Source organism: Lactococcus ileimucosae, assembly GCF_943193185.1.
GTDB lineage: Bacteria > Bacillota > Bacilli > Lactobacillales > Streptococcaceae > Lactococcus > Lactococcus ileimucosae.
This window is the reverse complement of the sequence record NZ_CALPDE010000016.1, coordinates 38,288-56,690: the sequence shown is the minus strand read 5'-3', so window position 1 is coordinate 56,690 and position 18,403 is coordinate 38,288. Positions and strand designations below refer to the sequence as shown.

The 18,403-nt window shown below is 38.5% G+C and carries 13 protein-coding genes and 9 tRNA genes; 21 read left to right on the top strand and 1 reads right to left on the bottom strand.

All coding sequences use genetic code 11. The features are described from left to right. The first annotated feature begins 3 nt into the window (after window positions 1-3). From NFR51_RS07995 to NFR51_RS07935, 13 genes are all read left to right on the top strand, one after another. Window positions 4-75, top strand: a tRNA-Gly gene (locus NFR51_RS07995). 18 nt (window positions 76-93) lie between these two features. Further along, window positions 94-167: transfer RNA gene (locus NFR51_RS07990), tRNA-Arg, on the top strand. 43 nt (window positions 168-210) lie between these two features. Continuing rightward, window positions 211-284, top strand: a tRNA-Pro gene (locus NFR51_RS07985). 26 nt (window positions 285-310) lie between these two features. Next, window positions 311-384, top strand: a tRNA-Met gene (locus tag NFR51_RS07980). A gap of 15 nt (window positions 385-399) precedes the next feature. After that, window positions 400-473 (top strand) — tRNA-Ile (locus tag NFR51_RS07975). A gap of 87 nt (window positions 474-560) precedes the next feature. Next, a tRNA-Phe gene (locus tag NFR51_RS07970) sits at window positions 561-633 on the top strand. Between the two features lie 3 nt (window positions 634-636). Beyond that, window positions 637-707: transfer RNA gene (locus tag NFR51_RS07965), tRNA-Gly, on the top strand. A gap of 41 nt (window positions 708-748) precedes the next feature. After that, window positions 749-822: transfer RNA gene (locus tag NFR51_RS07960), tRNA-Ile, on the top strand. 38 nt (window positions 823-860) lie between these two features. Further along, a tRNA-Ser gene (locus NFR51_RS07955) sits at window positions 861-948 on the top strand. A gap of 70 nt (window positions 949-1,018) precedes the next feature. Continuing rightward, entirely contained in the window at window positions 1,019-2,902 is a 1,884-nt protein-coding gene (gene dnaG / locus NFR51_RS07950) for a DNA primase (RefSeq protein ID WP_251713179.1), read from the top strand. Between the two features lie 36 nt (window positions 2,903-2,938). Then, window positions 2,939-4,321 (top strand): RNA polymerase sigma factor RpoD, encoded by a 1,383-nt coding sequence (rpoD, locus tag NFR51_RS07945; protein WP_251713178.1) that lies wholly within the window; start codon window positions 2,939-2,941, stop codon window positions 4,319-4,321. A 264-nt stretch (window positions 4,322-4,585) separates the two neighbouring features. Then, window positions 4,586-6,838 carry an ATP-dependent Clp protease ATP-binding subunit gene (locus NFR51_RS07940; RefSeq protein WP_251713177.1) on the top strand — a complete coding sequence of 751 codons (2,253 nt, stop codon included), beginning with the start codon at window positions 4,586-4,588 and terminating at the stop codon, window positions 6,836-6,838. A 179-nt stretch (window positions 6,839-7,017) separates the two neighbouring features. Continuing rightward, entirely contained in the window at window positions 7,018-7,578 is a 561-nt protein-coding gene (locus NFR51_RS07935) for a hypothetical protein (protein WP_251713176.1), read from the top strand. A 291-nt stretch (window positions 7,579-7,869) separates the two neighbouring features. On the opposite strand, the gene def is transcribed toward NFR51_RS07935, so the two are convergent. After that, the gene (def, locus tag NFR51_RS07930) at window positions 7,870-8,496 is read right to left on the bottom strand and encodes a peptide deformylase (RefSeq protein WP_251713175.1); all 627 of its coding nucleotides are present in this window, start codon (window positions 8,494-8,496) and stop codon (window positions 7,870-7,872) included. A gap of 286 nt (window positions 8,497-8,782) precedes the next feature. On the opposite strand from def, the gene NFR51_RS07925 reads away from it, so the two are divergent. The 8 genes from NFR51_RS07925 to uvrB all read left to right on the top strand — a co-directional run bounded on the left by NFR51_RS07925 (window position 8,783) and on the right by uvrB (window position 18,402). Further along, entirely contained in the window at window positions 8,783-9,859 is a 1,077-nt protein-coding gene (locus NFR51_RS07925) for an ABC transporter ATP-binding protein (RefSeq protein ID WP_251713174.1), read from the top strand. After that, window positions 9,859-10,740 carry a carbohydrate ABC transporter permease gene (locus NFR51_RS07920; RefSeq protein ID WP_251713182.1) on the top strand — a complete coding sequence of 294 codons (882 nt, stop codon included), beginning with the start codon at window positions 9,859-9,861 and terminating at the stop codon, window positions 10,738-10,740. Before NFR51_RS07925 ends, NFR51_RS07920 begins: the two co-directional genes overlap by 1 nt. Next, complete coding sequence (locus tag NFR51_RS07915; protein WP_251713181.1) at window positions 10,740-11,558, top strand: carbohydrate ABC transporter permease; 819 nt, start codon at window positions 10,740-10,742, stop codon at window positions 11,556-11,558. Before NFR51_RS07920 ends, NFR51_RS07915 begins: the two co-directional genes overlap by 1 nt. Next, a complete protein-coding gene (locus NFR51_RS07910) occupies window positions 11,542-12,837 on the top strand; it encodes an MBL fold metallo-hydrolase (protein ID WP_251713173.1) in 1,296 nt (431 codons plus the stop codon). The genes NFR51_RS07915 and NFR51_RS07910 overlap by 17 nt, the downstream gene beginning before the upstream one ends. Before the next feature lie 30 nt (window positions 12,838-12,867). Next, a complete protein-coding gene (locus NFR51_RS07905; protein WP_251713172.1) occupies window positions 12,868-14,148 on the top strand; it encodes an extracellular solute-binding protein in 1,281 nt (426 codons plus the stop codon). Window positions 14,149-14,205: 57 nt separating this feature from the next. After that, window positions 14,206-15,774, top strand: coding sequence for a bifunctional metallophosphatase/5'-nucleotidase (locus tag NFR51_RS07900; protein WP_251713171.1), 1,569 nt, complete (start codon window positions 14,206-14,208; stop codon window positions 15,772-15,774). A 187-nt stretch (window positions 15,775-15,961) separates the two neighbouring features. After that, on the top strand, window positions 15,962-16,417 hold the full coding sequence (locus NFR51_RS07895; protein WP_251713170.1) for an RNA pyrophosphohydrolase: 456 nt from the start codon (window positions 15,962-15,964) through the stop codon (window positions 16,415-16,417). Then, a complete protein-coding gene (gene uvrB, locus NFR51_RS07890; RefSeq protein WP_251713169.1) occupies window positions 16,414-18,402 on the top strand; it encodes an excinuclease ABC subunit UvrB in 1,989 nt (662 codons plus the stop codon). The genes NFR51_RS07895 and uvrB overlap by 4 nt, the downstream gene beginning before the upstream one ends. The last annotated feature ends 1 nt before the right edge of the window (window position 18,403 follow it).

Below are 18,403 nucleotides of genomic sequence, written 5' to 3'. Positions count from 1 at the left end.
CGTGCGAACGTAGTTCAGGGGTAGAACACAACCTTGCCATGGTTGGGGTCGCGAGTTCGAATCTCGTCGTTCGCTTTAAAAATTGAATATTATGCACCCGTGGCTCAACTGGATAGAGTACCTGACTACGAATCAGGCGGTTGCAGGTTCGAATCCTGCCGGGTGCATTGATTTCTGAAAAAGAAATCATGATGATAATAAACTTTATCTCGGGAAGTAGCTCAGCTTGGTAGAGTACTTGGTTTGGGACCAAGGTGTCGCAGGTTCGAATCCTGTCTTCCCGATTGGTAGATATTTCTATCTTAATTTTGGCGGTGTAGCTCAGCTGGCTAGAGCGTTCGGTTCATACCCGAGAGGTCGGGGGTTCGATCCCCTTCGCCGCTATTATGTTTTACAGCTGGATCTTTAGCTCAGTTGGTTAGAGCTCTCGGCTCATAACCGAGCGGTCGTTGGTTCGAATCCAACAAGATCCATTTTTGGAGAATTTCCCCAAGTCCGACTGAGGGAAGCGGTCTTGAATACCATATGTGAGTTTGTCTCTCACGGTTTCCCTTTATTTCGGCTCGGTAGCTCAGTTGGTAGAGCAATGGATTGAAGCTCCATGTGTCGGCGGTTCGATTCCGTCTCGCGCCATTTGCGGGTGTAGTTTAGTGGTAAAACCTCAGCCTTCCAAGCTGATGTTGTGAGTTCGATTCTCATCACCCGCTTAGTTTTTTCTAGACATTTAGGAAAAATTATTTTATAATTTGGGAGCATAGCTCAGTTGGTTAGAGCACTGTGTTGATAACGCAGGGGTCCGAGGTTCAAATCCTCGTGTTCCCATAGATGTTTATAATATCTATATATTGTGAATAACTGGTGGGGAGTTACTCAAGAGGCTGAAGAGGACGGTTTGCTAAATCGTTAGGTCGGGAAACCGGCGCGAGGGTTCGAATCCCTTACTCCCCTTCTGTATAACGACTATTGTTAAATAGTCGTTTTTATGCTTTATATAGAAAGTTGAAGGAGAGGAGGTTCTATGTCTTTTCTTACCAAGGAAGAATTAACAGAACTAAAAAATCAGGTAAATATTGCTGATTTGATTTCGCAATACGTATCTCTCGTCAAGTCTGGGAAAAATTATTTGGGACTTTGTCCTTTTCATGGAGAAAAAACACCAAGTTTTAATGTTAATGCAGAAAAAGGATTTTATCATTGTTTTGGCTGTGGTAAGTCAGGCGATGCGATTGACTTTATAAAGGATTACAAGCAGGTTGGTTTCGTTGATGCAGTGAAAGATGTTGCTGATTTTGCAGGGATTACACTGAACATTGAAAATAATGGTGTGGAAGAAAAAGATAATCCTAATGCGCTTCTCTATGATATAAATAATCAAGCCGCTCGACTTTATCATATTGTTCTCACTTCTACTGAAATAGGTGAACAGGCTCGGCTCTATTTGGAGAAGAGAGGAATTACTTCAGAGATAATTAAACAGTTTAATATTGGTTTGGCACCAGATGAGAATGATTTTATCTTCGAAAATTTAGCTGGAAAATTTGATGAAACTGTTCAAGCAAATTCAGGTCTTTTCAATTTTTCCAGTAATAAAGTTTTTGATGCTTTTCAAAACAGGATTATGTTTCCTTTGAAAAATGAGTATGGGCATGTGGTTGGTTTCTCTGGGAGAAAGTGGCAAGAAGGTGACACAAGCAAGGCAAAGTACATTAATACAAGTGCAACAAGTATTTTTGACAAGTCATACGAGCTTTATAATCTGGATAAGGCTAAGCCTACTATTTCAAAGACACGTGAAGTTTATCTGATGGAAGGTTTCATGGATGTTATTGCAGCTCATAAGGCCGGAATATTTAATGTCGTGGCAACCATGGGAACAGCTTTAACTGATAAACATGTTAAACGTTTGAGGAAAATAGCTAAAAATTACGTACTCATATATGACGGTGACAATGCAGGACAAAATGCGATATATAAAGCGATTGACTTGATAGGTGAAAGTAAAACACAGATTGTACGTGTTCCAGAAGGTTTAGATCCTGACGACTACAGTAAGAAGTATTCTTTAGAAGCACTGGCTAACCTGATGGAAAATGGTCGGATACAGCCCACCGAGTTTCTGATTGATTATCTTAAGCCTGAAAATCTTTCGAATTTACAAAATCAGCTGGATTTTATTGAGCAAATGGCTCCAGTAATTGCAAGGGTCCCATCGATTACGGCGCAAGATGCTTTTATAAGAAAATTAGTTGAGATTTTACCTGATTTCGAGTATAATCAAGTAGAGCAATCTGTCAATTTAAAGCGTGAAAACGTCCTTAAATCAAGGGCAGAAACTGGAAATTTTGAAGAGAGTTTTGGAAACTTTGATGAGGAACAATTTTCAAATTATCCGGATCCTGGATTCATATCAGGGGAGCATGAATATTATGAAAGTTTTCCTCTTCATCAGCAAGAAGTAATTGCTCCTGTCCGCCCACAGCCCAATCTATCGAGAAGTGAACGAGCTGAAGAGCAGCTTTTGAATCGAATGATTTACCATCAAAATGTTCTTCAGAAGTTTGCGGACGATGAAACTTTTCGGTTTGTCCACCAACGCTATCAAAATCTTTTTGAAAAAATCATACTTGAAGCTATGAGTTTTGACGAAATTGATCCTTCTCACTTTGGCACGTCATTAGATGCGGAGGAGAAAAATTTATTTTATCAAATTTTAAGTTTAGATTTGCCAGAAGAGACAAGCAGTCAGGAGCTGGAAGATTTGGTAGTTGTTTTTGCTAAGGAAATGGAACAAATAAAGTTCAGTGAACTACAAAAACAATTAGAGAATGCCCAAAAATTGGGGAATAAGAAACGTGAGCTAGAGCTCACAATCCAAATTATTAATCAGAAGAAAAAAATATGAGCCAGTTGCTTATATTGTTCATTGAGGAGGATTAAATTGGCAAGTAATAATAAGAAAAGAATCAGTCAAATTGCAAAAGAAACTGGAATTACGAATAAAGCTTTAATTGCAAAAGCACAAGAACTTGGTATGGGAGTTAAATCTCACTCAAGTTCTATTTTCGAAGCTGAAGAAGAAAAACTCCTTAAAGCAATGGATTTCAAGCCAATTATTGTCGAAAAAGTTGATGTTTCAAAGCTGAAAGAAAAAGGTTCTAAGCAGGTTACTTCTGTTAAAGAAAAAGCAGATAAGAAGATGGCTATTCAAGAGACTGATACATTTGACAGCAAAGCATTTGATAAGGCAGTGTCAGACTATATCACAAAGCGTAAACCCCTTGAAGAAGCCCTAGATGATGAAATTACGGATGAGTTAGTTGTTAAGTTTGGCTTGGAAGCTGAAGCTATTGAAGATTTACTTCAACAAATCCAAGATGCAGGAATTTCAATCGTTGATAAGGACGGAAACCCAAGCCCTTTAGCTTTGCAAGCTGAAGAAGAAGAAAAGCTAGATGATAATGCGATGGATGAAATCGTAACGAATGTCCGTATTGATGATCCTGTTCGTATGTACCTTAAAGAAATTGGGCGTTATCCGCTGATTTCACTTGAAGAAGAAACAAAACTTGCAGAAGCTATCGTTGCGGGTGGAGATGAAGCAGAGTTTGCTAAGCAAATGCTTGCAGAGGCTAACTTGCGTTTGGTTGTTTCGATTGCGAAACGTTATTCTGGACGTGGCATGCAATTCTTGGATCTGATTCAAGAAGGAAATATGGGTCTAATGAAGGCTGTGGACAAATTTGACCATACTAAGGGGTTCAAGTTCTCCACTTATGCGACATGGTGGATTCGTCAAGCTATCACACGTGCCATCGCTGACCAAGCACGTACAATTCGTATACCTGTACACATGGTGGAAACTATCAATAAGTTAATCCGTGTGCAGCGTAATCTTTTACAAGAGTTGGGACGTGATCCATTGCCAGAGGAAATTGGTAAAGAATTGCATATGACCCCTGATAAGGTCCGTGAAGTCTTGAAAATTGCGCAAGAGCCTGTTTCATTGGAAACACCTATTGGTGAGGAGGATGATTCGCATCTTGGAGATTTCATTGAAGACGATGTGATTGAAAGTCCAGTAGACTACACAAATCGTATTTTACTTCGTGAACAGCTTGATGAGGTTATGGATACCTTGACGGACCGTGAAGAAAACGTATTGCGTATGCGTTTTGGTCTTGATGATGGGCGCATGCACACCCTTGAAGATGTTGGCAAACAATTTAAAGTGACACGTGAACGTATCCGTCAAATTGAAGCGAAAGCTATTAAAAAATTACGTCATCCACGTCGCAGCAAACCACTGCGTGACTTTATGTAGCTCTACAGGAACACTCTCGGAAAGTAAGCCGAGGGTGTTTTAACTCACGATATATGGCAGCTTTTTTTGAAGATTTCAGCCGTTTCAAAAGTTAAAACCAGTACTTTTAATCGGACAAAACATTTGATAAATTTTCTAGAAGTGATATAATAAAAATATTAAAGGTCAAAAAAGGTCAGACTCGAAAAGTGAGAAATCAGATAGGATTCTTACATTAATGAGAAACAAAGAAATAGAAAAGATATTATTACAAAGGAGAAAGATATGCTCTGCCAAAACTGTAAGATAAATGAAGCAACAATTCACCTTTACACCAATGTGAATGGGCAGCGTAAGCAAGTTGATTTATGCCAAAACTGTTATCAAATTATGAAATCAGGTGGTCAGGAAAGCCTCTTTGCTGGGGCTACAAATATTTCTAACAATGATGATCCTTTCAATCCATTTCCAGATATTTTTCAAGCTCTACATGGTAATGATCAAGGACGTTCAATGACGCCACCTACTCAGACAGGTCGGCGTGGTCCTGGTGGTCCGCAAAATCCTCGTGGAGGGCAAGCGCCTAAAGGGCTTTTAGAAGAATTTGGTGTCAATATTACTGATGCTGCACGCCGTGGGGAAATTGATCCAGTTATCGGTCGTGACTCAGAAATTACACGTGTCATTGAAATTTTGAATCGCCGGACAAAAAACAATCCGGTGCTCATCGGTGAGCCAGGTGTTGGTAAAACCGCAGTTGTTGAAGGACTTGCTCAGAAAATTGTTGATGGTGATGTGCCACAAAAACTGCAAAATAAAGAAGTCATCCGTCTTGACGTTGTAAGTCTCGTTCAAGGAACGGGCGTGCGTGGGCAATTTGAAGAGCGTATGCAAAAATTGATGGATGAAATCCGTAAACGTGATGATGTCATTCTCTTTATTGATGAAATTCATGAAATTGTTGGTGCAGGATCTGCGGGAGAAGGAAATATGGATGCTGGAAATATCCTTAAACCTGCTCTAGCCCGTGGCGAACTTCAACTTGTTGGCGCAACCACACTGAATGAATACAGAATTATAGAAAAAGATGCAGCGCTTGAACGTCGTATGCAGCCTGTTAGGGTTGATGAGCCATCTGTAGATGAAACAATCACGATTTTGCGTGGTATTCAAAAACGCTATGAAGATTATCACCATGTGAAATATTCAGATGAAGCTATCTTAGCTGCCGTAAATCTGTCCAATCGTTATATTCAGGACCGTTTCTTACCGGATAAGGCGATTGATTTGCTTGATGAGGCGGGCTCCAAAAAGAACCTCACACTCAAATTTGTGGATGCAGAAGATATCAAGAAACGCATTGAGGAAGCAGAAGTACAGAAAAATGAAGCGATGAAACGCGAAGATTTTGAGAAAGCTGCGCATTTTCGAGATCAAATCGCAAAATTACGTGAACTGCAAAATCATGAAGTTTCGGATACAGAAATGCCCAATATCACAGAAAAAGATATTGAAGCAATTGTCGAAGAAAAAACACATATTCCAGTTGGTGATTTGAAAGAAAAAGAACAAACACAGCTGATTAATTTAGCAGAGGATTTAAAAGCTCATGTTATTGGTCAAGATGAAGCTATCAATAAAATCTCTAAAGCTGTACGCCGCTCGCGTGTTGGACTCGGCAAGCCTAATCGTCCGATTGGTTCCTTCCTCTTTGTTGGACCAACTGGTGTAGGGAAGACAGAGCTTGCCAAACAGCTGTCTTATGAGCTCTTTGGCTCAAGAGATAGTATGATTCGCTTTGACATGTCGGAGTACATGGAAAAACATAGTGTGGCTAAATTAATTGGTGCTCCTCCAGGATATGTGGGTTATGAAGAAGCAGGTCAGTTGACAGAACGTGTGCGCCGTAACCCATACAGCTTAATCTTATTGGATGAGATTGAGAAAGCTCACCCGGATGTGATGCACATGTTCTTGCAAATTCTTGATGACGGACGTTTGACGGACGCACAAGGGCGTACAGTTTCCTTTAAAGATGCCATCATCATTATGACATCAAATGCTGGTACAGGTAAGGTTGAAGCGAGTGTTGGTTTTGGTGCTGCGCGTGAAGGCCGGACGAATTCAGTACTTGGAGAATTAGGTAATTTCTTCAGTCCAGAATTCATGAACCGTTTTGATGCTATCATTGAATTCTCAGCATTGAGTAAAGAAAACTTGCTTAAGATTGTAGATTTAATGTTGGATGAGGTTAATGCTCAAATCGCGCAAAATGACATTCATCTTGATGTCACACAAGCCGTTAAAGAAAAGCTTGTTGACTTGGGTTACGATCCAAAAATGGGTGCTCGTCCACTCCGTCGTACGATTCAGGACAATATTGAGGATGCCATTGCTGATTTTTACATTGAGCATCCTGAGTATAAAGAGTTACTTGCAGACTTGGTTGATGATAAGATTGTTATTGTGAATAAGCCTGAAGAAGTGAAGAACGAAGAGAAACAGGCGGAGACTTTAGAAGAGCCAGATGAAGAATAATTTCTCTAGAAAGTTTCTGGAAAGATGAAGAAATAAAGGTTGAAAAACTTTTATTTCTTTTTTTTGTGAATATTGTATTGGGTTTTCGTATTAATACTTATAGAAAGGAATTTATCATAATGAAATGAATTGTTAAGAAAGGCGGGAATATTTTAAATAAGAATTAAAAAAAAATAGTATTGGTATTTACACTTATCTTACTGCTATTTTCAGGCGTTTCTCCCATTTTTTCTATAAGGGTTGGAGCAGGAAGTTACGCAGCAGTAGAGGAAAATAATGAAGCCTTATTTCTAGGTTCTGAAGTAGAAAAGCTGAAAGAATTTCATCAACAGGTCAATGAAGTAATGATTACTAACCAAGAAGGCAACCAGGAAACAGCAACGATTTCAGATGTAGATTTAGTACGAATATTGGAAAAGTCAGGCTATGCGGTTTCTCCTGAGATTAAAAGGATAATGTTTCAGAGAGGGGCTGGAGTGACTGAAATAGTATGGTATGGCAATCGTAGAAATGGAAATTATAATCTTTATCTTTCAAGGAGTATGTTGCAAGCTATAAAATATGCACAGTCAGGTATAAATGTCCTCTTGGCAGCTATGTCTGCTTTTTCTGGTAATTTATTTATGTTTACACGTGGTATGATAAGAGCGACTGTAAATATGATTAGGGCAAATGCGATTATTCATGGAAAAGTTTTTTATTCCCGTGCATGGATTCCTAGAGGCTCTGGGAATCAGTAACCATGCTCTGGAGAATTTTAAACGAAGAAGATATAGCCCGGAAATATGATCAAAAAACGTCTTCAAAATACACAGCCTTTAATCAAGTCAATAATTATTTTATTGGAGCAATTAGTGGATTTGTGATAATAATCGCTCTCCCCCCCATATATTTTCCTTTTTTACCCCGTTTACCTCATAATAACAATTATCCTTAATGTTCAGGACTATAGGATAAGGAAACGACAGCTTGAAAAATTGTTAAACAAAAAAGAATAAGCCATAAATGCTTATTCTTTTTGCTTGGGTAAATTATTGAATAATCAAGAGTCCATCTTTAACAGCCCAAGGTTCTTTTTCATTGATGTGATCGTAGAACATGATACCGTTTGTATGATCAATCTCATGTTGTACGCACATTGAAGGGAAGCCTTTCAGACGTATTTTATGTTTTTCATTGTTTTTATCGTAGTACTCCACTGTTACGCGCGCGTGGCGGATAACTAAACCAGGCACTTCACGATCCACAGAAAGACAGCCTTCACCAGACTCAATAGCTGCATCTTGAACAGAGTGACTGACTATTTTGGCGTTATACATGATTTCGGCCATTTTATAAGCTTCTTTTGGAGCCACTTCATTACCATTTTCGTCAATCTCAGGATCATTAGGGATAAGAACAGCAATGATTTTTTTAGCAATATCAAGTTGATTAGCAGCAAGTCCAACACCAGGACGAAGTTGCATTTTTTCAGCCATTGTAGGATTTTGTGAATTACGGAGAAATTCCATCATTTTTTCACCGAGAAGGATATCTTCATCAGACAAGGGTAAGCTCACTTCATCAGCAACAGTGCGGAGGGTTTCATTTCCTTCACGAACGATATCATCCATATTAATCAGATGACTTGCTTTGATCAAATTTTCTTGCACAGACATATTTTTACTTCCTTGATCTATTATTACTATGTAATTTATTATAACAAATTATTTATATTTTGCTTATTATCATCGACTGAAAAATAAAAGAACAACACCTGCATCAAGAAAATATTGTCTATTTCAGCATATAAAAAAGATTTAAAAATGTCTATAAAATATTCTTTTGAAGGATTTAAAGATAAAGTTTACATATTCGTAACATTTTTTAACTGTTTGTTAAATTTAATTTTTTTTGATATAATGACTCCGTGTTATCCTGAGGAAATAGGAGAAAAAACTTAATATGATTGACGTTATCAACCTCGAAAAGAAATTTGACAATGGATTTACAGCTTTAAAATCTGTAAATTTTACTATCGAAAAAGGAGATTTAATCTGCTTGCTTGGCCCTTCAGGTTGTGGGAAGTCAACCATCTTAAACTTAATTGCTGGACTCTTGACCCCAACTTCTGGAGACATTAAGTTTTCTGGAAGCTCTGTTATTCACACAGCACCTAAAAACCGTGATATTGGATTTGTCTTCCAAAACTATGCGCTTTATCCGCATATGACCGTTTTAGAAAATGTTCTTTTTCCTTTAACAGTTGGTCAGAATAAAATTTCTAAAGCAGAGGCTATGCCGATTGTTGAAGAATATATGCATTTGACAAATATCGAAGATTTACGTGATAAAAAGCCTGGCACACTTTCAGGTGGTCAACAACAACGTGTCGCGATTACACGTGCCTTGGTACAAAAACCAGATATTCTCTTGCTTGATGAACCCTTGTCAAATCTCGATGCACGTTTACGCCTACGTATACGTGAGGAAATTCGTAAATTGGTGAAACAAGTCGGCATCACAGCTGTTTTTGTTACACATGACCAAGAAGAAGCTTTGTCTATTTCCGATAAGATCATTCTAATGAATGAGGGGATTGTCCAACAGTATGCGTTGCCGCAAGAACTGTATCTTGAACCATCAAACCTTTTTGTAGCCAAGTTTATTGGTTCTCCTATTATTAATACTTTTGATGTAACTGTTCGTTCACAAGCTGTTGATTTTGGTCTTTTCCAAATTCCCTTATCTAACTTTACAGATGCAAGATTTCAAGTTCAATTACAAGAAAATGAAAAATATACTTTTGCCATTCGTCCAGAAGATGTGCTGACTAAGCCAGAAAGTGCAGGACATTTTGATATGACCATTACAGGGTATGAGATTATTGGGCGTGATTGTATTCTTCAGTTTGAGCAAGACGATTTCAAACTCAAATCAATCGTGAATATTGAAGAAGCCAAAAGTGATTATCCGCTCGGTTTGAGTTTTGACCTTGATAAAGCGTTCATATTTAATGAGTCTGGGGAGCGTGCGTATTGATGATTAAAAAAGGTTATAATCCAGAAAACCAGAAAAAAGCTTGGGTATTTTTAGCACCTACTTTGGTTTTTATTTTCATTTTCAGTGTTTATCCGCTCTTCCGCTCATTTTATATGAGTTTTCAAAAAGGCTTTTTGCTTAACCAGCATTTTGCAGGTTTTGCAAACTATATTCAAATTTTTCAAGACCCTGTTTTTATTCACTCCATTGTTAATACTGCTCTTTTTGCCATAACAGTAGTACCTATTTCATTGATGATTGCTCTTTTTATATCTTGGGCAATTTTTGAAAAGGTGAAATTTAAAGCTCTTTTTGAGACGATCTTCTTTATGCCTTATGTGACTTCAATCATCGCTATAGGCATGGTTTTCCGATATTTTTTCAATAAATCCTACGGATTGGTTAATTTTTTCTTGGGCCTTATAGGAATTCCAGCTGTCAATTGGCTGGATAGTGTAAGCATGTCCATGACGACTTTGATTATTTTTGGCATTTGGAATGGTTTGGCTTTTAATATCATCATTCTCCTTTCTGGTTTTCGTAACATTAACCGTGAGTATTATACGATTGCGGATATGTATGGTGCGACGAACTGGGAAAAATTCCGACGTATCACTCTGCCCCAGCTAATGCCAACAATCAGCTTCCTTTTGACAGTTAACTTTATCGGTGCTTTCAAAGTTTATACGGAAGTCTTTGCTCTTTTTGGTGGGCAAGCAGGGATTGCTAACTCAGCAGTTACGGGGGTATTCTACGTTTATAATAAATTTTATGTGCAAAATCAATCAGGTACGGCTATGGCAGCATCGGTTGTTCTCTTCTTGATTATCATTATCAGTACTTTGATCCAAAGTAAAATTGTAAGGAGAAAACGCTTATGATGAATAAAATTGGTACATTCTTTTCTTATCTTCTATTGATTATATTCAGTTTGATTACATTGTTTCCTTTTGTATATATGGTCTTGTCGAGTTTGATGACCCATCGTGAAACGACGGCTATTCCACCGACATTTATACCGGAATCTTTTCAGTTTGTTAACTATGTGAAGGTCTTTCAACAAGTCCCATTCTTACGTTATTTTATCAATACCGTCCTTGTTTCGGGAATAACAACCTTTATGACATTGATTACTTGTACCTTGGCAGCATTTGCTTTGTCTAGCCTTGAGTTTAAATTCAAGAAAGTGATCTTTGGCTTGTTGATTGTGCTTCTCATGGTGCCTTACGAGTCAATTATCTTTACCAACTATAATACGATGGCACAGCTTGGACTCTTAAACACTTATGTAGCTCTGGTTTTACCATTTTTCACAAGTGTCTTTTATGTTTATTTCCTTAACAACTATATGAAAACAATTCCAGCTTCGCTATACAAAGCGGCTAAGCTTGATGGAGCAAGTGATCTAGAATATATTCGCCGTATTTTGATACCGATAATTAAACCCGCTTTAGTGACTGTAGGTATTCTTTCATTTATTATGAGCTGGAATTCATTCCTTTGGCCATTACTCATTACAAACAATGATAATATGCGTCTCTTGAATAACGGTTTAGCAGCTTTTGCCTCAGAAAATGGTTCCGCTACAGATCTACAAATGGCTGCAGCAACTTTGACTGTTATTCCTGTTTTGGCACTTTACTCTATATTCAGAAAACAAATTATTAGAGGAGTATCCAATAATGGAATTAAAGGATAAGGTAGAAGTTACCTTCCATGCCGGGGTTTTGACAATTGGTGGAACGATTGTTGAGATTGCCTATAAAGATTCACACATATTTTTTGACTTTGGAACAGAGTTCCGTCCAGGACTTGATTTACCAGATGAAAATCTGCAGACACTCTTGGATAACGGATTGATTCCGGAGCTTAAAGGATTGTATGATTTACGTTTTAACTATGAGTACAAGGGCGATGAGACGAAAGATTATGCACATACTGCTGTCTTTATCTCACACTCGCACTTGGACCACACGCGTATGATTAACTATCTGGATTCAGATATTTCAATGTATGCTCTTGAAGCAACTGCAGAAGTTGTTTCCATGCTTAATCAAAATGGGGATTTTCTTCTTCCTTCTCCATTTGAGAGTGAAAAAGCTTTTACACGAAAGATTACAGCTGTCGCGCCTTATGGAAAAATTCAGGTTAGCGATATCGAAGTTCAGTTGGTTCCTGTTGACCATGATGCGTATGGAGCTTGCGGGATGATTATCACGGTAGCAGGGCGTAAGATTGCTTATACAGGTGACTTACGCCTACACGGCTATAATCCAGAAGATACAGAGAAATTTACAGAGTTGGCCTATAAGGCTGATATGATGATTATGGAAGGTGTATCGATCAGCTTCCCAGAGCGCAAGCCAGTAAAGGTGGCTTGTCCGATTCACTCTGAAAATGCTCTCATTGCTGGTTTCGTTCAACTTCAAAAGGTAAATCCTGAACGACAAATAACATTTAATGCCTATCCAGCTAATGTTCAACGTTTTAGTGAAATGGCTAAGCAGTCGATTCGTCAAATCGTTTTAACAGCTGATATGGCTCTCTTGTTGAAGAAATTATTTGACCAAGATGTTGCTTATTACAAAGAAAATGTTGAACAAGATACCTCTCTGTTAGATAAGACTCTTGAAGTTGATTACGTCGACTTACTGGCTGATAAGACAAACTATATTTGGCAAGTCACTGATAACTTTGATAAGTTGCAGGCTGGTGGTCTTTATATCCATTCAGATGCTGCACCACTTGGTGACTTTGACCCTACTTATGAAAAATTCCTCGCGCTATTGAATTCAAACGCTATTGAATTCGTCCGTATGGCTTGTTCAGGACATGCTACTCCTGATGATTTGGACAAAATTGTTCGTCTCACTAAGCCTCAACTTTTGATTCCTATCCATAGCTACCATCCAGAAAAATTGGAAAATCCCTATGGTGAAAGAATACTGCCTCATCGTGGGCAAAAATTGCTACTGTGAGAAAAATTCGCAGAGAAATTAGGAGGATTCATGAAACTCAAAAAACTTGTTTTGCCGCTCGTTGGCTTAGCGGCTGTCACTACACTTGCTGCGTGCTCAAACTCTAAAAGCACGGGAACTTCGTCAAACCCATCTTCTATCCAAAATTCAGTGACAGAAGATACGACCATCACATTTTGGCATGCAATGACAGGTTCATCTTTGAAAACTTTGGAAAAGATGACAAAAGATTTTGAAGCAGCCCATCCCAAAATTCATGTAAAGCTAGAATCTCAAAGCTCATACCCATCATTGCAAGCGAAATTGACTTCTACAATGCAGTCTCCAAAAAACTTGCCTACGCTTACACAAGCTTATCCAGGTTGGCTCTATAATGCTTCTAAAAGTGATATGCTTGTAGACCAAGCCAACTTTCTTTCAAATAGCGAAATCGGAATTTCTGGTGACGAGTCTATCCAACCTCCTTTACTTAAAGGTGCCCAGCTTGACGGTAAACAATATGGTATTCCATTTAATAAGTCAACAGAAGTATTGTACTATAATAAAACTTTACTTGATGAATATGGAATCAAAGTACCGACAACAAAGGATGAACTTAAGGAGGCAGCTCAAAAAGTTTGGAAAAAATCAAACCACACAATAGTAGGTGCTGGTTTTGATTCCTTGAACAATTACTATTCTATTTCAATGAAAGATTCAGGAAAAGAATTTAATAAAGAACTTGACTTCACAGGTTCTGAATCTCAGTCTACAATCAACTATTACTTCAATGGAATTAAAGAAGGTTACTTCCGTATCGCCGGTTCAGACCAATATTTGAATGCACCATTTGATTCGAAAAAACTTGCCTTCTTTGTTGGCTCATCTGTTGGTGAAAGCTATCTTAATAAAGGGATTGACTTTGAGTATGGTGCAGCTGCACGTCCAACGAAGAATAATGTTCAACAAGGAACAGACATCTACATGTTTAGCTCAGCTGATAAAAATCAACAAACAGCAGCTTACCTTTACGAAAAATTCCTTGTTTCGACGAAAGAACAAGTTTACTGGGCAACCCAAACAGGTTATATGCCTGTAACAAATGCTGGTTTGACAGCTAAAGAGTATACAGAAAGTAAAACTTCTAAAGTACCAGCTATTATCGAAAAAACAACAAAGCATCTCTTTCCTTTACCAATTGCAGATAACTCCGATGCTGCTTACAGCCAATTGACTGCAAGCATGCAAGCTATCTTGTCAAATCCTAAGGGTAATCTTGATGACTTAATGGATGCTCAAGCAAAACAACTTAAGAGCGTTTGGAATCAATAAAAGTAAAAAAAGAAGAGTACTGGCTCTTCTTTTTAGTAGAAAGACAATCAACACATTATGAAAATTAGAATTTTAGAAACCAGTGATATGCATGGTTTTGTTCTTGCGAGTAACTATACAGAACGTCAGATGAATTTGCCCTTTGGTATGACAAAAGTGCGTTCAGTGATGCGTAAAATCGAAGAGGAAGCGACAAAAGATGACATTATCTTAAAAGTCGATAATGGTGATATCTTGCAAGGGTCTGCCTTGGCTTATTATATGGCTAAGCAATCATCAAATGGTGTAGTAGACTTAACTGCAGTGACCAATAGTTTTGATTATGACCTTGGACTTTTAGGGAATCACGAGTTCAATTATGGCATAGATTATTTGAAAGATTATGTGGCAAATGTCGATTATCCTATTTTAGCTGCTAATGTTCTTGATAAAGAAAACAAACCAGCTTTTGGACAAGCTTATAAGATAATTGAAAAAAAAGGTGTGAAAATTGCTGTTCTAGGTCTGTTGACACAGTATATCCCTCATTGGGAGCAACCAAAAACGATTAAAGGATTGACTTTTAAGTCAATCGTTGAAACAGCGAAAAAATATCTGCCTCAACTCCGTGAAGAAGCCGATGTTGTTATTGTTGCTTATCATGGTGGATTTGAGCGTAATTTAGAGACTGGAGAGCCGGAAGAAGCATTGACCGGAGAAAACGAAGGCTATCAACTCTTGAAAGAGTGTGGCCAATGGATTGATGCTTTTGTGACCGGGCATCAGCATCGTGAAATCGCGCAATCTGTTCTAGGGGTACCTTCAGTTCAACCGGGATATCGTGGTGCAAATTTGGCAGAAATTGTTTTGGAATTGTATGAAAATAAAAATATCATTGATTCAGAAACAAGGCTACATCCTGTAGGAGACTTTGCTGAAGATGCGGAAGTGCTCTCGCTTATTTCTCCTGTGTCTAATCGTGCCGAAGACTGGCTCGACCAGACGATGGGAAGAGTAAGTGGTGATATGCGTATCACAAACCCGATGCAAGTACGTGTAATGGAACATCCTTATATTGAGTTTATCAATAAAGTACAGATGGAAAGTTCAGGCGCAAAAATATCAGGTACAGCTTTATTTAACAACGAAGCTAAAGGTTTTCAAGAAAGTATTAGCATGCGTGATATTTTGACCAACTATATTTACCCCAATACTTTGACGGTATTACGCGTCACAGGAGAGGATTTAAGAGGGGCATTAGAGATGTCAGCCACTTATCTCTTTCTTGATGATGAAGGACGAATCGTCTTCAATCCTAAATTTATTAATCCTAAGCCACAGTACTACAATTATGATATGTATGAAGGAATTGAATACACTATAGATTTGGCGCAAGCTGAGGGCAGTCGTATCGTCGAGTTGAGCTTTGAAGGACAGCCTGTTGAGCCTGAGCAAGAACTGGAAATCGTTGTGAATCAATACCGCGGTGTCGGCGGCGGAAATTACTCAATGTTTGACAAAAGTAAAATCGTCTCAGAAATCACAGTCGATATGACCGAACTTATTGGTGAATATTTGGAAAAACACCCTGTGATTGAAGCGACAAGCAACCAAAATTTTAAAGTTTTACAAGCATTGAAAGATTAAAAAGCGTAAAAGTAAGGTCTTTGAGATTAGAAACGTAAAAAAACTTATCGTTCTTATTAACAAGAACTATAAGTTTTTTTATAGTGGGACACAGCTGTGCTTTGAGTGTGAAAAAGTTTGTTAAGGGTTCAATTTTGAAGTAAAAATGTTAAAATTAAGTAAAGCAAGAGTCTACAAGGTGGCAGAAATGAAAACTTACAGAAAAAATACAGCAGCAATTATTTTAAATGCCAAAAATGAAATTTTACTTTTTCAGCGCGCTGATTTTCCTCAAATGTGGGGCTTTCCACAAGGAGGAGTGGAGAGAGGAGAAAGTGCGGAACAGGCAGTAGTAAGGGAGCTTCAAGAGGAAATTGGTACAGGGGATTTTGAAATTATAGGGAAATATCCAGAACTTTTACGCTATGACTTTCCGGATGGTATGACTTTTCCTGACTGGAGCTATGCTGGACAAGAACAGCAGTATTTTCTTATTCGACTTTGCCCAGAAGCTTCGATTAATGTAAAAACAAATCATCCTGAGTTTATCAGCTATAAAGCGATACATTTTGCAGATATTGATTTTAGTTTATTTAGTTTTAAAGCCGATGTGTATCGAAAGGCCCTCACTTATTTTAAAAAAGAATTTAAGGAAATAAAATGATAGAACGTATAACAGATAATAAATTTGACCTGATCAGTAAGTATGAACCAGCTGGAGATCAAGGGGAAGCTATTGAAGCCCTTGTAGAAAATATTGAAAACGGTGAAAAAGCGCAAATTTTGCGAGGAGCTACTGGTACAGGAAAGACCTATACTATGAGTCAAGTTATTGCGCGTACAAATAAGCCAACATTAGTCATAGCACATAACAAAACTCTAGCGGGACAGCTTTATAGTGAATTTAAAGAATTTTTCCCTAACAATGCTGTCGAATATTTTGTCAGCTACTATGATTATTACCAACCAGAAGCTTATGTGCCCTCCTCAGATACTTATATCGAAAAAGACAGCTCAGTCAACGACGAGATTGACAAACTTCGTCATAGTGCGACAAGTTCACTTTTAGAGCGGAATGACGTGATTGTCGTCGCCTCTGTTTCCTGTATTTATGGTTTAGGATCACCTAAGGAGTATCAAGACAGCGTTGTGAGTTTGCGTCCCGGGCTTGAAATTTCTCGTGACAAACTGTTGAACGATTTGGTGGGCATTCAGTTTGAGCGTAATGATATTGACTTTCAGCGTGGACGTTTTCGTGTACGTGGCGATGTCGTGGAAGTTTTCCCTGCATCTCGAGATGAACATGCCTTTCGTATCGAATTTTTTGGCGATGAAATTGATCGCATCCGAGAAATAGAAGCCCTCACAGGTCAGGTTTTAGGAGAAGTAGATCACCTTGCCATATTCCCGGCAACTCACTTCATGACCAATGACGAGCGTATGGAAGAGTCTATTGCCAAAATTGAAGCAGAACTGCAACAGCAACTAAAAGTCTTCCGCAGTGAAGGAAAACTCCTAGAAGCGCAGCGTTTGGAACAAAGAACCAACTACGATATTGAAATGCTACGTGAGATGGGCTACTGTAATGGGGTCGAAAACTATTCACGTCATATGGATGGACGTACGGAAGGTGAACCACCTTTCACCTTACTCGATTTCTTCCCCGATGATTTTATGATTATGATTGACGAAAGTCACATGACGATGGGACAGATTAAGGGGATGTACAATGGTGACCGGGCGCGTAAAGATATGTTGGTCAACTACGGGTTCCGCCTGCCTTCAGCTTTAGATAATCGCCCGCTTCGCCGTGAAGAATTTGAAAGTCATGTGCATCAAATAGTCTATGTCTCTGCAACTCCTGGTGACTATGAAATGGAACAAACGGAGACGATTGTAGAGCAAATTATTCGTCCAACCGGCCTCCTTGATCCAGTCGTGGAAGTTCGGCCGATGATGGGACAGATTGACGATCTCTTAGGGGAAATCAATGCGCGTGTTGAAAAAGACGAACGTGTTTTTGTAACGACTTTGACGAAAAAGATGGCCGAAGATTTAACTTCCTATTTCAAAGAAATGGGTGTAAAAGTCAAATACATGCACAGTGATATCAAAACTTTAGAGCGAACAGAAATTATTCGTGACTTGAGATTGGGTGTTTTTGATGTTTTAGTCGGTATTAATCTTTTGCGTGAAGGAATCGACGTTCCAGAAGTTTCTCTGGTCGCTATTCTAGATGCGGATAAAGAAGGTTTCTTGCGTAATGAACGTGGTTTGATTCAGACTATCGGACGTGCAGCCCGTAATGCTAATGGGCGTGTTATCATGTACGGAGATAATATTACTCAGTCCATGCAACGGGCCATGGATGAGACCAGCCGTCGGCGTGAAATTCAAATGGCTTACAATGAGAAACATGGGATTGTGCCACAAACCATTAAGAAAGAAATTCGTGATCTGATTTCAATTACAAAACGTACTGAAAACGGAGAAGTTGAAGAAGTTTCGGCTGAAGCAATGACGAAAAAAGAGCGGAAAGCATTGCTTAAAAAGCTGGAAAAAGAAATGGCCGAAGCTGCCGGTGCGCTTGACTTTGAATCAGCCGCTCAGTTACGAGACATGATTTTGGAAATCAAGGCTTTGGACTAAA